The 18,413-nt window shown below is 36.8% G+C and carries 22 protein-coding genes; 3 read left to right on the top strand and 19 right to left on the bottom strand.

Annotated features, from left to right (window positions below):
• Positions 1–21: 21 nt before the first annotated feature.
• Positions 22–168 carry a 50S ribosomal protein L33 gene (gene rpmG, locus JHK62_RS03245; protein WP_199567817.1) on the bottom strand — a complete coding sequence of 49 codons (147 nt, stop codon included), beginning with the start codon at positions 166–168 and terminating at the stop codon, positions 22–24.
• A gap of 384 nt (positions 169–552) precedes the next feature.
• Here rpmG and JHK62_RS03250 point away from each other — a divergent pair, with 384 nt between their 5' ends.
• Positions 553–753, top strand: a complete 201-nt coding sequence (locus JHK62_RS03250; RefSeq protein ID WP_199575447.1) for a cold-shock protein — start codon at positions 553–555, stop codon at positions 751–753.
• Positions 754–816: 63 nt separating this feature from the next.
• Here JHK62_RS03250 and coaE read toward each other — a convergent pair whose 3' ends face one another.
• The 12 genes from coaE to rplK all read right to left on the bottom strand — a co-directional run bounded on the left by coaE (position 817) and on the right by rplK (position 9,152).
• Entirely contained in the window at positions 817–1,413 is a 597-nt protein-coding gene (gene coaE / locus JHK62_RS03255) for a dephospho-CoA kinase (RefSeq protein ID WP_199575266.1), read from the bottom strand.
• The gene (gene mutM / locus JHK62_RS03260) at positions 1,410–2,231 is read right to left on the bottom strand and encodes a DNA-formamidopyrimidine glycosylase (protein WP_199575267.1); all 822 of its coding nucleotides are present in this window, start codon (positions 2,229–2,231) and stop codon (positions 1,410–1,412) included. Before mutM ends, coaE begins: the two co-directional genes overlap by 4 nt.
• 9 nt (positions 2,232–2,240) lie before the next feature.
• Positions 2,241–3,140, bottom strand: a complete 900-nt coding sequence (era, locus tag JHK62_RS03265) for a GTPase Era (RefSeq protein ID WP_199575268.1) — start codon at positions 3,138–3,140, stop codon at positions 2,241–2,243.
• 15 nt (positions 3,141–3,155) lie between these two features.
• The gene (locus JHK62_RS03270; RefSeq protein WP_199575269.1) at positions 3,156–3,560 is read right to left on the bottom strand and encodes a diacylglycerol kinase family protein; all 405 of its coding nucleotides are present in this window, start codon (positions 3,558–3,560) and stop codon (positions 3,156–3,158) included.
• On the bottom strand, positions 3,544–4,038 hold the full coding sequence (gene ybeY, locus JHK62_RS03275; protein ID WP_199575270.1) for an rRNA maturation RNase YbeY: 495 nt from the start codon (positions 4,036–4,038) through the stop codon (positions 3,544–3,546). Before ybeY ends, JHK62_RS03270 begins: the two co-directional genes overlap by 17 nt.
• A 109-nt stretch (positions 4,039–4,147) precedes the next feature.
• Complete coding sequence (locus tag JHK62_RS03280) at positions 4,148–5,107, bottom strand: PhoH family protein (protein WP_199575271.1); 960 nt, start codon at positions 5,105–5,107, stop codon at positions 4,148–4,150.
• Between the two features lie 114 nt (positions 5,108–5,221).
• The gene (locus JHK62_RS03285; RefSeq protein WP_199575272.1) at positions 5,222–5,437 is read right to left on the bottom strand and encodes a YozE family protein; all 216 of its coding nucleotides are present in this window, start codon (positions 5,435–5,437) and stop codon (positions 5,222–5,224) included.
• Positions 5,438–5,506: 69 nt separating this feature from the next.
• Positions 5,507–6,373, bottom strand: coding sequence for a CvfB family protein (locus tag JHK62_RS03290; RefSeq protein ID WP_199575273.1), 867 nt, complete (start codon positions 6,371–6,373; stop codon positions 5,507–5,509).
• A 93-nt stretch (positions 6,374–6,466) separates the two neighbouring features.
• The gene (frr, locus tag JHK62_RS03295; RefSeq protein ID WP_199575274.1) at positions 6,467–7,024 is read right to left on the bottom strand and encodes a ribosome recycling factor; all 558 of its coding nucleotides are present in this window, start codon (positions 7,022–7,024) and stop codon (positions 6,467–6,469) included.
• Between the two features lie 25 nt (positions 7,025–7,049).
• Entirely contained in the window at positions 7,050–7,778 is a 729-nt protein-coding gene (pyrH, locus tag JHK62_RS03300; RefSeq protein ID WP_199575275.1) for a UMP kinase, read from the bottom strand.
• A gap of 163 nt (positions 7,779–7,941) precedes the next feature.
• Positions 7,942–8,631 (bottom strand): 50S ribosomal protein L1, encoded by a 690-nt coding sequence (rplA, locus tag JHK62_RS03305; RefSeq protein ID WP_199575276.1) that lies wholly within the window; start codon positions 8,629–8,631, stop codon positions 7,942–7,944.
• 95 nt (positions 8,632–8,726) lie between these two features.
• Positions 8,727–9,152, bottom strand: coding sequence for a 50S ribosomal protein L11 (rplK, locus tag JHK62_RS03310; protein ID WP_199567805.1), 426 nt, complete (start codon positions 9,150–9,152; stop codon positions 8,727–8,729).
• Positions 9,153–9,395: 243 nt separating this feature from the next.
• On the opposite strand from rplK, the gene JHK62_RS03315 reads away from it, so the two are divergent.
• The gene (locus JHK62_RS03315; RefSeq protein ID WP_199575277.1) at positions 9,396–9,743 is read left to right on the top strand and encodes a DUF3397 domain-containing protein; all 348 of its coding nucleotides are present in this window, start codon (positions 9,396–9,398) and stop codon (positions 9,741–9,743) included.
• An 81-nt stretch (positions 9,744–9,824) separates the two neighbouring features.
• Here JHK62_RS03315 and JHK62_RS03320 read toward each other — a convergent pair whose 3' ends face one another.
• The 5 genes from JHK62_RS03320 to JHK62_RS03340 form a co-directional block, all read right to left on the bottom strand.
• Positions 9,825–10,784, bottom strand: coding sequence for a Gfo/Idh/MocA family protein (locus tag JHK62_RS03320; RefSeq protein ID WP_199575278.1), 960 nt, complete (start codon positions 10,782–10,784; stop codon positions 9,825–9,827).
• Between the two features lie 191 nt (positions 10,785–10,975).
• Positions 10,976–12,508: an alkyl hydroperoxide reductase subunit F gene (gene ahpF, locus JHK62_RS03325; protein WP_199575279.1), complete on the bottom strand. Its 1,533-nt coding sequence runs from the start codon at positions 12,506–12,508 to the stop codon at positions 10,976–10,978.
• 12 nt (positions 12,509–12,520) lie between these two features.
• The gene (gene ahpC / locus JHK62_RS03330) at positions 12,521–13,081 is read right to left on the bottom strand and encodes an alkyl hydroperoxide reductase subunit C (protein ID WP_199575280.1); all 561 of its coding nucleotides are present in this window, start codon (positions 13,079–13,081) and stop codon (positions 12,521–12,523) included.
• Between the two features lie 288 nt (positions 13,082–13,369).
• On the bottom strand, positions 13,370–14,128 hold the full coding sequence (locus JHK62_RS03335) for a protein NO VEIN domain-containing protein (RefSeq protein ID WP_199575281.1): 759 nt from the start codon (positions 14,126–14,128) through the stop codon (positions 13,370–13,372).
• A gap of 65 nt (positions 14,129–14,193) precedes the next feature.
• Positions 14,194–16,527: an FtsK/SpoIIIE family DNA translocase gene (locus tag JHK62_RS03340; protein ID WP_199575282.1), complete on the bottom strand. Its 2,334-nt coding sequence runs from the start codon at positions 16,525–16,527 to the stop codon at positions 14,194–14,196.
• 91 nt (positions 16,528–16,618) lie between these two features.
• Between JHK62_RS03340 and JHK62_RS03345 the strand changes: the two genes are divergently transcribed.
• Entirely contained in the window at positions 16,619–17,371 is a 753-nt protein-coding gene (locus JHK62_RS03345) for a peptidylprolyl isomerase (protein WP_199575283.1), read from the top strand.
• Positions 17,372–17,468: 97 nt separating this feature from the next.
• Here the strand turns inward: JHK62_RS03345 and JHK62_RS03350 are convergent, their stop codons facing one another.
• Entirely contained in the window at positions 17,469–18,413 is a 945-nt protein-coding gene (locus JHK62_RS03350; RefSeq protein ID WP_425507443.1) for a metal ABC transporter substrate-binding lipoprotein, read from the bottom strand.

The following is an 18,413-nucleotide window of genomic DNA, read 5'->3' on the forward strand; positions in this document are numbered from 1 at the left end:
GTCATTCTATCATAATTTTTACTAAGATTCAAGATGTAAGGTCACTTTTCTTTCTTTTGGGCAATACTTTAAAACCTTGATTTTTTCAGGGTGATTGGTTTTGTTTTTACTTGTGATGTAATTTTTACTACCACATTCTGTACAAGTTAAATTGATTTTAATACGCACCTTATCACCCACCTTTCTTTCAATTGAGCTAACCTAAAAAAATATTAATATCTTCTTTAATCCTTTGAAGGATTTGACAGCACCAAAAGACTAGAGTCATTATATCATAGAATGTTCACTTTAGGGAATAGACAATAGAGAATAAAAGTAAAATAACTGTTTGTGACTGAGAGATTTAACTGAGTAATAACTTTGAACCTGCACTCATTGTGGTCTTAAAAACAGCGCCATTAAAGAATTATCAATAAGTTTTGCTATATGAGTGGACAAAGGCATGAAATGATGTTATACTGACTCTAGTAGATTGATTAAGAGTAACATTTGTGTTTTATCATATTTTGTCTCAAAGATTTACCAATATTAAAGAGAGGAAGTATGTATACTATGACACAAGGTACAGTAAAATGGTTTAATGCTGAAAAAGGCTTCGGTTTTATCAGCACTGAAGAACATGGCGACGTTTTCGCACATTTCTCAGCAATCCAATCTGATGGTTTCAAAACATTAGATGAAGGCCAAAAAGTGACATTTGATATTGAAGAAGGCGCTCGTGGACTTCAAGCAGCAAATATTACAACAAACTAAAACAAAGCCACTGTTAAGTGGCTTTTTTCTTTTCTTCAACAAGAAGTTGTTCTTACTTTAAACTTAAGAGGACACTTGTTTTAAAAGTGCCAACACTTTTTGTTTAGTAACTTCTTTTGAGCCATTGTTATCAATAATCACATCAGCCTTTTTCTTTTTTATTTCCAAACTTTCTTGGGCATTGATTCTTTCTAAGGCTTCTTCTTTAGTGTAGTTGTTTCTTGCCATCAAGCGTTTTAACTGGGTTTGTTCATCGACATAGACGAGCCAAACCTCATCAACAGAAGCCTCATAATGCCTTTCAAATAAAAGAGGAATGTCCATGAAAAAGAGGGCATTTTTTTGACTAGCACGTTTTCTTTCCATCGCTAATGCTTCTCTTATGATGTCATCTTGGAGCTGTGACATTTTTTTTTGGACGTCTCGATTAGAAAAAAAGAGGGCTGATAATTTAGGACGATCTAGTTCCCCATCACTTTGAAGTATCTCATCGCCAAAAAAAGCAACTAAGGCACGATAGAGTTTGCCACCTTTTTTTTGGAGGTTATGAACCACCTCGTCAGCATCAATCACTACAAAACCTTCTTCTTTAATCATTTGACTTACCAATGATTTTCCAGAAGCAATCCCTCCTGTTAGGCCAATAATTGTTGTTTTCATCTTTTTTGACAAGACGGACAAAAGTGTGTCCCTCTTCCTCCTAACTTTATTTTTTCAATTGGTGTTTGACAGTTAAAACAGGGTAAGCCTTGCCTACCATATACTTTTAAGAAATCCTGCATCTCTCCTGACTCTCCCAGGGTGTTTTGGTAGGTTCTAATAGTAGACCCTCTTTTAGACACTGCAAAAGCCAATAAATCAATAATCGCTTGGCGCAACTTCTTCACCTGATGTGTTGTCAGTTGTGAACTGACAGTTTTAGGGTGAATTTTAGTGGCAAACAAGACTTCATCCACATAGATATTGCCAAGACCCACGACCAAGGTTTGATCAAGCAGGTAAGATTTAATAGGACGACTAGATTTTGATAGTGCTTTTTTAAAAGGGGCTAATTTGAATTCACTTTCTATAGGTTCTGGTCCCATTTTTCTTGCTTCAAAATAGTGATACAGTTCTGTTTTGGCATAGAGTGCCATCGTGCCAAACTTTCGGACATCCTGATAAACCAAGGTAGAGCCATCAGATAATTCAAAAAAGGCATGAAAATGCTTGTTTTTAGGTACTTTATCGGTAAAACTAAAATATTTGCCTTCCATACGAAGATGGGAGATGATGACATTATCTCCAAAGTCTATGAGAAGATATTTCCCTCTTCTTTTGACTGCTATAATCGGTTGATCAATGATTGCTTGGGTGAATTGTTTTTTATCTGTTTTAATCATTTGAGGATAGGAAAAGAAGACCTTTTTGATCTTCTTTCCCACAAGTAATTTTTCTAAACCACGTCGAACAGTTTCAACTTCTGGTAATTCAGGCATCTTAACTCCTTAGTATTCTTTTTTGTTGTAACCAAAATCCGCTAAATCAAGTTTTTTATCCCGCCAGTTTTTCTTAACCTTAACCCAGGTTTCTAAAAAGACCTTGTCTCCAAGCATTAGCTCGATATCTCTACGGGCGAGACTTCCAATCTTTTTAAGCATGCTTCCGTTTTTACCGATGATAATTCCTTTTTGACTATCTCGTTCCACCATGATTGTCGCTCTAATATGAATTTTATCAGTTTCCTCATCACGTTTCATTGACTCAACAACAACTGCTACTGAATGAGGAACTTCTTGCATGGTTAGATGAAGAACCTTCTCACGAATCATCTCAGACACTAAAAAGCGTTCAGGATGGTCGGTAATCATATCTTCTGGGAAATATTGAAAACCTTCTTCAAGATTATCAACCAAGATACTCATCAAACGCTCAACATTATTACCTTGAGTGGCTGAAATCGGAACAATTTCTTTAAAATCCATCTGGCTTCTAAAATCATCAATTTGTTCTAACAACTGATCAGGATGAACCTTATCAATTTTATTAATCACTAGGATAACAGGAATTTTGGCCGCTTTTAAACGTTCCATAATCATGTCATCCCCTTTACCACGCTTTTCATCAGCAGGCACCATAAAAATAACGGTTTCCACTTCTCTTAAGGTGCTATAAGCTGACTCCACCATAAAATCTCCAAGAGCCGTTTTAGGCTTATGAATACCTGGGGTATCGATAAAAACAATTTGCTCTGTTTTAGTCGTGTAAATCCCCATGATTTTATTACGGGTAGTTTGCGCTTTATTACTCATGATGGCGATTTTTTGTCCCATCACATAATTTAAAAAGGTTGACTTCCCAACATTTGGGCGTCCTAAAATGGCTACAAAGCCTGATTTAAATGTCATTTCATTCTCCAATACTCAATCAAAAATAAGGTTCCAAATTTTTGGAACAAAAATAACGAGACCTGTGATTACTGCATAAAAAGAGACCAGTAAAACAGCTCCTGCTGCCATATCTTTGGCATTTTTAGCTAACATTGAAAAGTGATAGTCACTAGCTAAATCGACCACATTTTCAATAGCAGAGTTTAATACCTCAAAAGAAATCACTAAAAAGATACTCAACAATAGCAATAACCATTCAATAGCTGATAATTGGAAAAAAAGGCCTGCAAGAGAAGCTAAAAGAGCAGATAAAAAATGCTTTTTCATGTTTCGTTCTTCTTTAAAGGCCGTAAAAATACCTGTCAAAGCAAATTCAAGACTTGCTATTAGGGTTTGGTTTTTCCATTTTTTCTTTGTTTTCTTATCTCGTGAGGCCATAAGCAGTCAATATCTCCTCTTGTAGCGTGAACATTTCTTTTTCTTCTTCAGGGGTATAGTGATCATATCCGTTGATGTGTAAAAACCCGTGGACTACCAAAAAGCCCATTTCTCGCTCATAACTATGACCATAGTCTTGGGCCTGTTCTTTAGCTTTATCTATCGAGATAAAGAGCTCACCAATATAAGCATTCATTTCTAGAAGTAACTCAGATAGGTCTGGATTTTCTGCCAAATCATCCTCTGAAAATGAGATGTCATCTTCTGGTTTATATTCTAGACTAATCACATCGGTCGGTCTATCGGTATCTCGATAATAACGATTTAACTCATGGCTACGTTCATTGGTCACAAAAGTAACAGCCATTTCCTTATCTGTTTTATTAATTTTCTCAGCTGCTAAATTAAGCAAATCAAGAGTTTGCTTCTTAATCACGTCAGAGACTGTATTTGTCTCGTCAACCATCTCTATATACATATTTTTCTTCTTTCACTTTATGATACTTTCATTATACCATAGACCAAGCATTATTGCTTCTTACATATAAAAAAGCAGCAAGGGCTGCTCTTATTTTTAAAAATTATTTTTAGTTTGTGTCATTAGGTTCGTAAGCATTGATAATTTCAGCCACAACGGGATGTCTCACCACGTCTTTAGCAGAGAGGTGAACAAAATCAATAGCCTTGATGTTTTTTAATTTTTCTCTAGCATCAATCAAACCTGAGGTCACATTTTTGGGCAAATCAATCTGACTGATATCGCCGTTAACAATCATCTTGGAGTTAAAACCTAGACGAGTTAAAAACATCTTCATTTGCATGATTGTAGTGTTTTGAGCCTCATCAAGAATCACAAAGGCATCATCTAACGTCCGTCCACGCATATAAGCCAAAGGCGCGATTTCAATAATCTCACGCTCCATCAAACGATTGGTCTGCTCTTTTCCTAAAATCTGATAAAGAGCATCGTAAACTGGACGAAGATAAGGATCAACCTTTTCTTTTAAGTCCCCTGGTAAAAAACCAAGGCTTTCTCCAGCTTCAACAGCAGGACGTGTTAAAATAATGCGCTTGATTTGACCACGCTTTAATGCCGTCACTGCTAGTGTAACTGCCAAAAAGGTTTTTCCTGTCCCTGCTGGACCTATTCCAAAAACAACATCATGCGACTTGATGGCATCAACATATTCTTTTTGACCTAAGGTTTTAACACGAATGGGCTTGCCAGAATTGTCTTTAACAATCTCTTCTTCATAGAGAGCGACAAACTTATTAATTTCCTTATTTCGAGCCATAGAAAGGGCCGTTACCACATCTGGTGTGTTGATTAACATCCCTCGACCGACAAGAATTAACAGGGCTTCTATGACTAGACGGGCTAATTCTACCGCTTCTTTTTCACCAATAATTTGAATGTTTTCAATGCGAGCGTGGATGGTCACATCTAATTCTTTTTCGATGAGTTTTAAATGACGTTCATTACTACCAAACAGGCTAAACAAATCATCTGGATGGTTTAAAGTAATATCAATAGAATAATCTTGCAAAAAGTGTCTCCTTTAATTTAAACTCTTTTCTTCATTATATAATAAACACAACAAAATACCTAACAAATGTCTTAGCTAGTCCATACCAGTTAAATAATGGATGTTTCAATCTTCTTAATGATTGAGGTAGTCTTCCCAAATCTGATCAAATTCATTTAAAGGGAAGCTAAAGCTAGCGTCTTCTTCCAAAAAACGACTAATACGATCAAAATCACTTGTTTGCTTGGGAAAATCTGGTTCTTCGAAAACATAATCAGCTAAAATGGCTAAAGGGGCATTGCTTTTGGGGTTTCTTTGAGTCATTAGCCAAGTGTAAAAACTTTTTCTCATGATAGTCCTTTCTGGAAAGTATAGTTGTCATTCGACTAGATAAAATGACTTTTTATCACGTCATAAATTTTAGGATTTTGGAGTGATTAAGGTCACACCTGTCGTGTCTTGCTTAATCTTTTTAGCTTTCATCAAACCACCTAGGGCTTTTTTAAATTGGCCTTTGGAAATACCAAAGGTTGTTTTAATCTCTTCTGGGGATGATTTATCATTTAAGGTCATAAAACCGCCATTACTTTCCAGATAGGTGAGAATCATCTGTGCATCATTTTCAAGCATTTCAAAAGAACGTGGTTTCAAAGAAAGGTTCAATGTTTGATCGATCTCACGGTAGCCAATGACACGAACACTTAATTCTTGCCCAAGTCTTGGTTCGGTATATCTTTCACTAGGATGAATAAAACCAAGCATATTATTATCAGGCAAGTAGACAAAGGTGCCGGACAATTTCAAACGATAAACAATCGCTCTTAATTGTTGGTTATGCATATTGTCATAGGCACGACCCGCTAGTTTTTGAAAAACTTCAGGTTGCGCTGGTTGCGCCCAAATACGTCCTTTAGAATCAACGTCTAAAGCAACTAATAATTGATCACCTTTTTGTGGCCATAGTTGTTTTAGTTCTGGCAAGATATCAAGAGAAACAACAACTTCTTTATCTGGAAGACCGGTATCAACAAAAACGCCCAAATCTTTTCTAACGGCAGTTACAATCCCCCAACCATAATGATTTCGGGTGGCTTCAATGGGTTTTGTCGTTAGTCGCATTTTTTGATGTTTATCAGTGTATGAAAATCCAGTCACCATTTCACCAAGCTGGTGTTCTCCTTCTGATTTAGAAAGAGCAAAAGTCACCCCTTCTTTTTGGACAAAATAGAAATTCTCATTGGCATCTGTCACAAGACCTGTCAGTCTAGTAGCAAGTAATTCGTTCATTTTTTTACCTCGTGTTTAGTGTTAAACACATTTCTTTTTAATAGGGATGATTAAACGATAGGAAAAAGGGATTTGCTTGCAAATCCCTTTGACTTAGACTTCAAGCAACTCTTTTTCTTTTTCTGCTGTCATCTGATCGATATGTTTAATGGCATCGTCTGTTGCTTTTTGAATATCTTTTTCTAGCGTTTTTAACTCATCTTCTGTGATTTCTTTATTCTTTTCTTGTTTTTTAGCCTCATCCATAGCATCACGACGGATATTTCTAATCGCTATTTTAGCATTTTCACCAACTTTTTTCACTTCCTTGGCTAATTCTTTACGTTTATCTTCTGTTAACGCTGGAATAACGAGACGAACAACGCTACCATCTGATTGAGGAGTAATGCCGATATCACTCGCATTAATGCTACGTTCGATTTCTTTTAAAATGGATTTGTCAAAAGGTGTAATGAGTAGCACACGTGCTTCTGGTACAGTAATTGAAGCCATTTGATTGAGTGGTGTCATTGCACCATAGTATTCCACTTGAATACGATCAAGTAAGCTTGCATTGGCACGGCCAGCACGAATACTAGCATACTCACGACCAAGCGCTTGAAATGATTGTTCAAATCTCTCGTTTGCTTTAGTAATAATAGCGTTTGTCATTATTTCTCTCCTTAAATAAAAGTTATTATTGATGTTTGTTTGATACAGTTGTTCCGATAGGTTCTCCGTAAACAACGCGTTTGATATTTCCTGGTTGATTTAGATTAAAGACAACTAAATCGATATCATTGTCCATTGATAGTGAGCTTGCGGTTGAATCCATAATCTTAAGCCCTTGTTTTAAGACTTCAATATGAGTTAATTCGTCAAATTTGAAGGCATCGGCATTTTTTCTAGGATCATCATTGTAGACACCATCAACGCCATTCTTTGCCATTAAAATGGCATCAGCTTCGATTTCTACTGCTCTTAGAGCTGCTGTTGTGTCGGTTGAGAAATAAGGAGATCCTGTTCCTGCCGCAAAAATGACGATTCGATTTTTTTCTAAATGTCTAAGGGCACGTCCCCTAATATAAGGTTCAGCAATTTGTTGCATATTGATAGCTGTTTGTACACGAGTTTCTACACCATATTGTTTTAAACTATCAGCCATCACTAAGGCATTCATGACTGTTCCAAGCATGCCAGTATAATCCGCTGATACACGGTCCATCCCCGCTCTTGCCGCTGGTTCACCACGCCATAAGTTCCCACCACCAATAACAAGTGCAATATCAATACCTTCTGAGTGAACTTCTTGAATTTCCTTAGCCATCTTCTGAACGGTTGGCAAATCAATCCCAACCCCTCTTTCACCAGCTAAAGCTTCACCGGATAATTTTATCAACACACGTTTATATTTAGGTTTAACCATATCACTACTCCTTACTTTATCTGTACTATTTTATCATATTTTATATTTTTTAGATAGTTAAATCTATAGAGAAAGACAGGAAAATAGCAAATTGAAGTTGCAGTTATTTCTTATCTGTCATTGTCATGAAAAAAACACTTGCCAAAAGCAAGTGTTTTGATGATTAAAGTGAGCTTGTATCAACTTTGATACCAACACCTTGAGTTGTTGTAATTGAAAGGTTTTCAATATAAGTCCCTTTAGAGGTTGCTGGTTTAGCTTTAACAATTGTGTCATGGAAAGCTTTAAAGTTTTCCACTAATTTTTCTGAGTCAAATGATACTTTACCGATAAGTGCTTGAACGTTACCTGCTTTATCAGCACGGTAAGTAATTTTTCCACCTTTAGACTCTTCAACAGCTTTAGCAACATCCATTGTTACAGTACCTGTTTTAGGGTTTGGCATAAGGTTACGAGGTCCAAGAACACGTCCTAGACGTCCAACAACTGCCATCATGTCTGGTGTTGCAATAACAACATCAAACTCTAACCAACCACCTTGAATTTTTGCCACAAGGTCGTCTTCACCAACAAAATCTGCACCAGCAGCTTTTGCTTCTTCAGCTTTAGGACCACGCGCAAAAACAAGAACGCGAGATGTTTTACCAGTTCCATTAGGTAAAACCATAGCGCCACGAATTTGTTGGTCAGCTTTTTTAACGTCAATGTTAAGGTTATATGCCACTTCAACTGAAGCGTCAAATTTTGCGAAGTTAGTTTCTTTTGCAAGTGCTACAGCTTCTTCAACGCTGTAAGCTTTTGTGCTGTCAATTTTTTCAAGAGCAGCACGTAATTGTTTGCTTTTTTTAGCCATTTTAAAATTCTCCTTGTAATGTGGTATTATCGATTTAAAATCTCCCACGTCACTCATCCAATTATGATGAAGTCTTGCGGGTAATGGGGTTACGATTAATCAGTAACGTTGAATCCCATAGAACGAGCAGTACCTTCAATCATACGCATTGCAGACTCAATGTTTGCAGCGTTCAAATCTGGCATTTTAGTTTCAGCAATTTCTTGTACTTGTGCACGAGTAACTGTTGCCACTTTAGTTTTGTTAGGTGTTCCAGAACCTTTTTCAACACCTGCAGCTTTTTTCAAAAGAACAGCAGCTGGTGGTGTTTTGGTAATGAAATCAAATGATTTATCTTCATAAACTGAGATAACAACAGGGATAATCATACCAGCTTGATCAGCTGTACGAGCGTTAAACTCTTTTGTGAATCCCATAATGTTAATTCCTGCTTGACCAAGTGCTGGTCCAACTGGTGGTGCTGGTGTCGCTTTACCAGCAGGAATTTGAAGTTTGACAATTTTTTCGACTTTTTTCGCCATTTTAAAATCCTCCTGTTGTGGTTCTTTCGGTAATTAAGATTTTTACCTCCCACAGTTATGCTAATATAGCATACCTTACTATTATATCTTAAAATCAAGAAAAAGCAAGATATTTTTCCTATTTTTTCTCAAGAATGCTAAAAAAATGAGATGAGACGCTTATCACTTATTCTTCTATCCCTGAGCATCATTATTTTTGATTTTGTCATTTACAATTAAAGCGATTAACGCTAAAATAGAAACATGATGATATACAAATTAATGGCAGTACTTTTTATTATAATAACACCCATTTTCTCATTTATTGTAGTGAAGTTGTTGGGACTTAGTAAATATAAGATTAACTTAGCAGACCTCTCTCTCCCTCTTTTTGTTGGAGAAATTTATCTGGTGTCTAAGAACTTTTTTACACATAGTTTTATTTTTTACTATCTGATTGTAATGTCACTTCTTGCTATCGGATTAACGATTTGGCTACTACGTTCTAAAAAAGAATTCCACTATCGTCGCTTCTTTAAATTCTTTTGGCGCGCTGGATTTATCCTAACCTTTTTATTTTACCTTGCTACTGTTGTCGCTATTTTTCTTTAGATAAAACGATAACAAAAGCATCCATCTCTGCAACGGAGATGAGATGCTTTTTTGTTTGCTGATAGGTAATTTCTTAAATCCTTATTTTCCCCAAGAACGATAAAGCTCTTCAATGATTTTAATGCCAGATAAGGTCAATTCTTTTGTCATCACTGAACTTGTTGTTTGCTCTTCTAGAATCATTTGACTGACATGATAAGCTTCTGCTTCAAAATCACTTTGCATGCCCGCTTCAATAATCTCATGACTATCGTCTTCTCTTATCAATCTGGCATGGGTTGCCTTCCAAAAATGAGGGATTTCAATACGACCTTTAGTACCAACAATGACCATTTCATGTGGTAATTTAACATGTGTGGTTAGATAGACATTCACCAAAACATCATTGGACAGTTTTAGCAGGATTTTTGATTGGCTATCACTTTGACCATCAGGAAAACTTGCGACACCGCTAAATGAAGTAATCGTCGCATCAAAGATATACTGCAAGTAAGATAGGGCATAGGGTACCATAAAATGCACTGTCCCACCTCCAAGAGCTAAATCTCTAAACCAAGTGACATGGTCGATATTATCATAGGCAGTAACCGAAGAAACAGAGACAACCTGCCCAATCGTACCTGAAGCAACAGTCTTTTTGATTGCTTGAGTCATTGGGATAAACACCGATTTTTGAGCTTCCATCAAGAAAAGTTTGTTCTCATGCGCTAAATCAAACAGTTCAACAGCTTGCTTATAGGTAAGTGTGAAAGGTTTTTCAACCAAAACGTGTTTTCCTGCAAGGAGTGCTTCTTTGGCTGTGGGATAGTGTGCTTGATTGACATTGGCAACATAAATAACATCAATATCAGGGTCTTTTAACATTTCGTCAAGACTCCCATAAGCCCTAGGAATCCCATGTTTACTAGCAAAAGCCTGCGCTGATTCAAGTGAACGACTTGATACTGCTATCACCTCACCATTTCCAGCGAGCCTTACGCCCTCAATAAAACGAGGTGCCACCTGAGCAGTTGATACAACACCATATTTCACCTTAGTCATAACAAACTCCTTTACTTTTGATAAGACTATTATAACACGCAAAAAGAAAAGACATAAACAGAAACATTTTATTAATGTGTGACACTTTTCTTATCATCCTTTTGATGCTTGTCTTGACTAAAAAAAGACAAACTCATAAAAGAGCTTGTCTTCATTTGAAATCTATTCTATTAAACGATTTTTAAATTGCTTTATTGTCTGATCAAATAATCAAAGGCACCAAGTGCAGCTGTTGCACCAGAACCCATTGAGATAATGATTTGTTTGTAGGCGGAATTAGTACAATCACCGGCAGCAAATACACCAGCTATGTTGGTTGAACCGTGGTTATCCACTTCTATTTCCCCTCTATCAGTTAAAACAATACCACTATCTTTTAACCATTCTGTATTTGGGACTAATCCAATCTGAACAAATACTCCTTCCAAATCTAACCTTGTTTCTTGGTTGGTTTCTCTGTCAACATAAATGAGTCCAGTAACATGGCTATCTCCAACAATTTCTTTTGTCGTCACATTTTTGATGATGGTTACATTATCTAGTTTTGACGCACGATCTTGCAAAATCTTATCAGCTTTTAACTCTGGTAAAAATTCTAAAACATAAACATGACTAGCGAGACCAGCTAAATCAATGGCTGCCTCTAATCCTGAGTTCCCACCACCAATCACAGCCACATTTTTATCTGTAAATAAAGGGCCGTCACAGTGTGGACAGTAAGTCACACCTTTATTGCGGAATTTTTCTTCACCAGGAACATTAATATTTCGCCATTTTGCACCCAGTGATAGAATAACCGTTTTTGATTTTAGAACAGCACCATTTGCCAACTCTATTTCAACAACATCTGAGCGTTTCAAAGAAACCGCTCGTTGAGATTTCATAATATCAACATCGTAGGATTTGGTGTGCGCTTCTACTTGGGCCATCAATTGAGACCCTTCCGTATAAGTTGTCCCAATCATATTTTCAATCCCAACGGTCTCTAATACTTGACCACCAAAAGTTTCCGCTAAAAGACCCGTTTTAATCCCTTTTCTTGCTGCATAGATTGCCGCACTGTTTCCTGCTGGGCCACCACCAACAACTAAAACATCATACAGACCTTTGTCAGAAAAGTTTTCCATTGATAAAGGTGCTGTCACCAAGTCTAACAGTTGCTCAATCGTATTACGACCAGATGTTAATTCCTCACCATTTAAATAAACAGTTGGGACAGCCATAATTCCTTTTGCTTCAATCTCATCTTTAAACATGCCACCTTCTACCATAACGTGTGAAATGTTTGGGTTGAGAACCGACATAATGTTTAGTGCTTGTACAACATCTGGACAATTGTGACAGGATAAACTAACATAAGTTTCAAAGTGTAGGTCTTTATCGATTTTCTTAATGCGATCAACCACTTCCTGTTCAATTTTTGGTGGACGACCAGAAACTTGTAGTAAAGCCAGTATAAACGATGTGAACTCATGACCTAAAGGAAGACCAGCAAATTCAACGCCACTTTCTTCCCCTTTTTTAGCTATGCGAAAACTTGGGAGACGATTGAGTTTTCTTTCTTCAAAACTAATACGATCTGACATCCCAATAATGTCATTAAGAAATTCTTTGACCTTTGAAGAATTGTCATCATCTGATAAATGTGCTTGAAAGACAATATCCGACTCTAGTAGGGCAAGATACTGTGCTAATTGATCTTTAATACCTGCATCTAAAGCCATAAGCCCGTCTCCTTATATTTTACCAACTAAGTCAATGCTAGGAGCTAGGGTTTCATCCCCTTCTTTCCATTTTGCAGGACAAACTTCATTTGGATGTTTTCTCACATATTGTGCTGCGCGAACCTTATCAATTAAAGTACTAGCATCACGGCCAATACCACCAGCATTGATTTCCATCATTTGAATAACGCCATCTGGATCAATGATAAATGTCCCACGTTGAGCAAGACCATCTTCACCTAATACATCAAATCCATTTGATAATTCATGTGATGGATCGCCAATCATGGCATAAGTAATTTTTCCAACAACATCAGAATCATCATGCCAAGCCTTGTGTACAAAATGAGTATCTGTTGACACAGAATACACCTCAACCCCTAAAGATTGTAAGGTGGCATACTGTTCTTGCAAATCACCTAACTCAGTAGGGCAAACAAAAGAGAAATCTGCAGGGTAGAAGCAAAAAATAGCCCATTTCCCTTTCACATCTTTATCTGTTATAGTGATAAATTTCCCATCTTTATAAGCGGTTGATGTAAATTCAACCATTTGTTTTCCGACTAATGACATAGATTAGTCCTCCTTCTAAATTTAAAATGCTTTTATAAATTCATTATAGGAAAAAAATCTTTTAAAGTCCAATAAACACTGGGATTTTCATGATAAAAGTACAGACTTTTATCTTTAAAGAGAGATTAAATAGAAAACGCTTACTTCCATCCTGATTTTTAATGTTAACAAGACAGTAATGACAAGTGCGAATCAAAATTTCCAATACTTATCAGTTTTGACGTAGACTTTAAGAATTTGCTATAAAAAATCCCTATCATTTAAAAATGATGGGATTGTGATTTGTGCTTAAATGTTATCAACGAGATGGTATTCTACTATTGGTTTGGGTTCTTTTGTTAATTTTTTGAATTCCAAATGATGTATTGGATTATCAATTAAGAGTATTTTGGGTGATTCATCTAGATTGGTTACTAAGGAAATAACATAATTTTTTCTATATTGTTTTGCTTTTTCATATTCTTTTTCTGTCATTCTAAAAGTACCATGTTTTGCTCTAATTCCTTTCACTTCGGACAAATAATGGTTATTACCAACACTTATTTGAAAATCATAACCATCACCATATAATCTAGCATCTTCTAATATCCCTTTTCTAAAAAGGGTTTGCTCTTTATAATGACTCATGAAATAAAGTTCTGCTTCAAGGCCTGTTTCTTGTAATCTCTTAAAGCGTGATGAAATGATAGGTTTGTCAATGACAGTTATAGTAGAGAGGTGATAATTCTCCTTAAGATATAATTTAACAATATCAGCAAATTCTTTAGCATTTGCTTGACCAAATAAACTATCAATCAACTCTTTTCGGTGACGATAAACATCCGCTTTTTGCCACCAACCACGTCTACCATTGTCAAAGTATGGGTCAAATAAATCCATACGATTCTTGACAACACCACTTGTCGCTACTAATTTTAAATCAACAAAATAGCGATAAAAATCAGTCTTTGTGTTAAAACCAAACTCTTGAACAAATGCCATATTAAACTTAGCTAAACCATAACCAATTAGGTTCAACACTTCATAATTTTTATGTTTGCTTGCCATTATTTTCTCTCTCTTCTTTCACCAAACTTTTTAAAAAGAGAGGGACAAATTTTCATCCCACCCTTTTATTTCCCTTGTAATACTTTTCGTGGTTTGGTGCCTTCGGCTGGACCGATGACGCCTGCTTCTTCTAGTTCTTCCATTAAGCGTGTTGCTCGGTTAAAGCCTACGGATAGGCGTCTTTGTAACATGGAAGCACTGGCTTTTTGTGACTCAATAATCAACGCTTTGGCTTCTTCAAAAAGAGGGTCGCCTTCACTTGATGAACCGTCACTTGAGGTGTCATTTTCTGAGACCTCGCCTGGATCAAAGCTTTCGTCATAATCTGCGTCAGCTTGTTTTTTGATGAAGTCAACAATTCTTTCCACCTCATCATCAGAGATAAATGAGCCTTGCAAGCGAACAGGATGGTTTTCATCAATGGGTTTAAAGAGCATGTCGCCTCGACCAAGGAGTTTTTCTGCCCCATTTTCATCTAAAATCGTACGGCTATCTGTTCCACTTGATACCGCAAAGGCGATTCGGCTAGGGACATTGGCTTTAATCAAACCACTAATAACGTCAACACTTGGGCGTTGTGTGGCAAGAATCATGTGAATCCCTGCTGCCCTAGCTTTTTGGCCCAAGCGAATAATCGCATCTTCAACTTCTTTACTGGCCACCATCATCAAGTCAGCCAATTCGTCAACGATAACAACAAGGAGGGGTAGTGGTATTTGTTTCACTTCTGAAGCGAGGTTATATTCTGCTACTTTTGCATTATAACCTGCAATATTTCTGACACCGATTCGGCTAAAGAGCTCATAGCGGTTTTCCATTTCATCAACGACTTTTTGAAGTGCCTTACTAGCTTTTCTAGGATTGGTCACCACAGGAATCAAAAGATGAGGAATATCATTGTAGACGGATAATTCAACCATCTTTGGATCAATCATCATCATTTTTACCTGGTCTGGTCTGGCTTTCATCAAGATACTTGCGATAATGCCATTAATAGCAACCGACTTCCCAGAACCAGTTGAACCGGCAACGAGCAGGTGCGGCATCCGTGCTAGGTTAAAGGAGCGACTAGTGCCATTAACAGCTTTTCCAAGCGGTACTTCAAGCAGTTTTTCTGGATCTGTTTTTGACTGCTCCCAAAGTTCTCTAAAGGAAACTGTTGCCACTTCTGAGTTTGGCACCTCAATTCCCACCAAGGACTTCCCTGGAATTGGTGCCTCAATACGAACGTCTTTTGCAGCTAAAGCAAGTGCCAAGTCATCAGCCAAGTTAGAAATGCGATTGACACGAACACCAATGGCCGGTTTGACCTCATATTTAGTCACAGAAGGGCCTATCTCTGCTCTTTCGACAACAACTTTAATGCCAAAGCTAGCAAATGTTGCTTCTAAGACTTTGATGTTGTCACGAACTAGTTTTTTCTCACGTGTCTGGTTTTTTGGTTTGTCGGTATCAAATAAATCGATGGTTGGTAACTGATAATGGAGCGTTTTTTTCGGAGTGAAATCAACATCTATTGGCGTTTCATCATCCTCTAGAGGAACTTCTTCTTTAAGATCATCATCTAGGTCATAGGTGATTTCTTCTTCCTCATCTGCAACATAGCCTACAATTTCAGGCTCTCGATAGCTTTTTGGTTCAAAAAACTTATCCTGAGCTCCTAAAACCGCACCTTCACTAGAAAACGTTGCATCATCTAAGTCTTCTTCTGCCACTTCAATGGCAGCAAGAGCTTTTTCTTCTTCTATGCGTTTCTTTTCTTCTTGTTTGAGAAAGCGTTCTTGTCTTTTTCGTTCATTTCTGGCTTTCATTTTTTGAGCCATCTCTTTGACAAATTCAGTAATATCTCTAATATTCCAAGGTGTCATTAAGAATAACCCTAATAAGATAAAGAGGGCTCCTATGAAGAAACTACCAATGTTTGAGAATAAAAAAGAAATGGGTTTGTATAAAAGGGCACCAACCATGCCACCACCAGTGAATGATTTGACCTGAAAAGCCATTAAATCATCAACGATGACTTTCATTGTCCCAGCAAAAATCTCCTTGCCTCTCATGATTGACAGTGAAAAGAAATAAGCATGCCATTCTAAAAGAAGCCCCATGAGTAGCATGATAAAGCCTCCTAAAAGACCGTCTTTTTGACGAATCCATTTGAAAGCATATAGATAAATAAGATATGAAAAAATAACGAGGTAGGCTAGGCTACCAAATAAAAAACGGATGACATTGTAAATCGTCGTCCCAAACGGTCCTAATTTAAAAATCGCAAAAAAGAGAACAATCTTCATCCCAAGCGCTAATAGTAAGCGTTTGGTGGCCGCTTGTTTTTCTTTTTCTGCTTTTGTCACATAACGTTTTTTTGCTCTTGTTTTTCCTGAATTTTTCGATTTAGCCATGCTTTTATTATAACATGTTTTTAAGTTTTAGGTAATATCAGATAAATATGGTAAAATAAAAAATAATACATTATCATTTGAAGGAGTTCCCATGAAAAAAATTATTCTTCTAGCTCTTGCTTTACTACTTTTTTTAGCCGGTTGTAGCAGTGAGACAAAAGAAACTCAAGAAACAACGCAAAAAGATCCAGCTACAGAGAGACTTGAAATGCTCAACAAGGCTGATTTCCCGCAGCTATCAACAACGATTGCTGACAATGAAGCAGCTGTTAAGATTGTCACTTCTAAGGGTGATATCACAATTAAACTCTTTCCAGAACTAGCCCCTTTAGCCGTTGAAAACTTTTTAACACATGCCAAAGAAGGCTACTATGATGGTGTCATTTTCCACCGAGTGATTGATAATTTCATGATTCAAACAGGTGACCCTAAAGGAGATGGGACTGGTGGGGAGTCCATTTGGCAAGGTAAGGATGAGAACATTGATGCTGGTAACGGTTTTGTCAACGAACCATCTGATTACCTCTATAATATCCGTGGTGCTCTTGCTATGGCTAACGCTGGACCTGATACTAACGGCAGTCAATTTTTTATCAACCAAAACACTTTTGACCAAACGTCAAAACTGGACCCAAGATATTTTCCGAAAAAAATTATTCAAGCCTACTCAAACGGCGGCAATCCTAGTTTAGATTTCCAGTACACTGTTTTTGGTCAGGTGATTGAAGGGATGGATGTGGTAGATAATATCGCATCTGTGCCAACTGATGATAAGGATAAACCTCAAGAAGAAATTGTGATTAAAAACATTGAGATTACAAAAGACTATACTTTTAAGCATTAACAGACACTAAAAAAAGCGTTAGCAATGGCTAGCGCTTTTTAAAGGTATTGTAATTATGTATTAACCTTTATTTTCTTTATTTTTTGTTTCTTATTTCTTATTGTCCTAAACCTTCAGCAATTTTGTTAAGGTTCCATTCCATCATCGCATAGTATGAATCCCCATCTTCACCTTCTTCAGCCACAGAGTCTGTGAAGATTTCAGCGTAGATTGGGATATTTGTGTCTTTAGACACAGTTTCCATTGGACGACGGTCAACTGAACTTTCAACAAAGAGAGCCTTAAGGTCTGTTGATCTTAATTTATCTACTAATGTAGTAATTTGTTCAGGTGTTCCTTCTTCTTCAGTGTTGATTTCCCAGATGTAAGCTGATGGAACGTTGTAAGCTTTTGAGAAGTACTTGAAAGCACCTTCACTTGTAACAATCAACTTACGATCTTCTGGAATAGCATCAAAAGCAGATTTTGCTTTTTTATCTAATGCTTCTAATTTTTCAACATAAGCATCTAGATTTTTTTGGTAAGCATCCTTATTGGCTGGATCTTTTTCCATGAGGTGTTTACCGATATTCTTAGCGTAGATGATACCATTTTCAAGACTTAACCAAGCATGAGGATCTTCTTTTCCTTCTTCGTTTTCTCCCTCAAGATAAATGATTTCGACACCATCACTGGCTGCAAAATAATCTTCATTTTCTTTTTTACCAGCATTTTCAATCAATTTTGTGAACCATGCGTTTCCACCTGTTTCAAGATTGATACCATTGTAAAAAATAAGATCTGCATCAGTTGTTTTACGAACATCTTCTGATAAAGGCTCATATTCATGTGGATCTTGACCAATTGGAACAATACTATGAAGGTCTACAAGATCTCCAGCAATGTTCTTAGTCATATCAGCTAAGATTGAGTTGGTTACAACTACACTAATTTTTTCATTAGTATCAGCTGCTTCATCAGCTTTTTTGCTAGTTGAACATCCTACTAAAAGTACAATTGCAACTAAGGCTCCTAAGAAGCCTAAAAATTTTTTATTTATCAC

This window comes from Streptococcus pacificus (assembly GCF_016481305.1).
In the GTDB taxonomy this organism is placed as follows: Bacteria; Bacillota; Bacilli; order Lactobacillales; family Streptococcaceae; genus Streptococcus; species Streptococcus pacificus.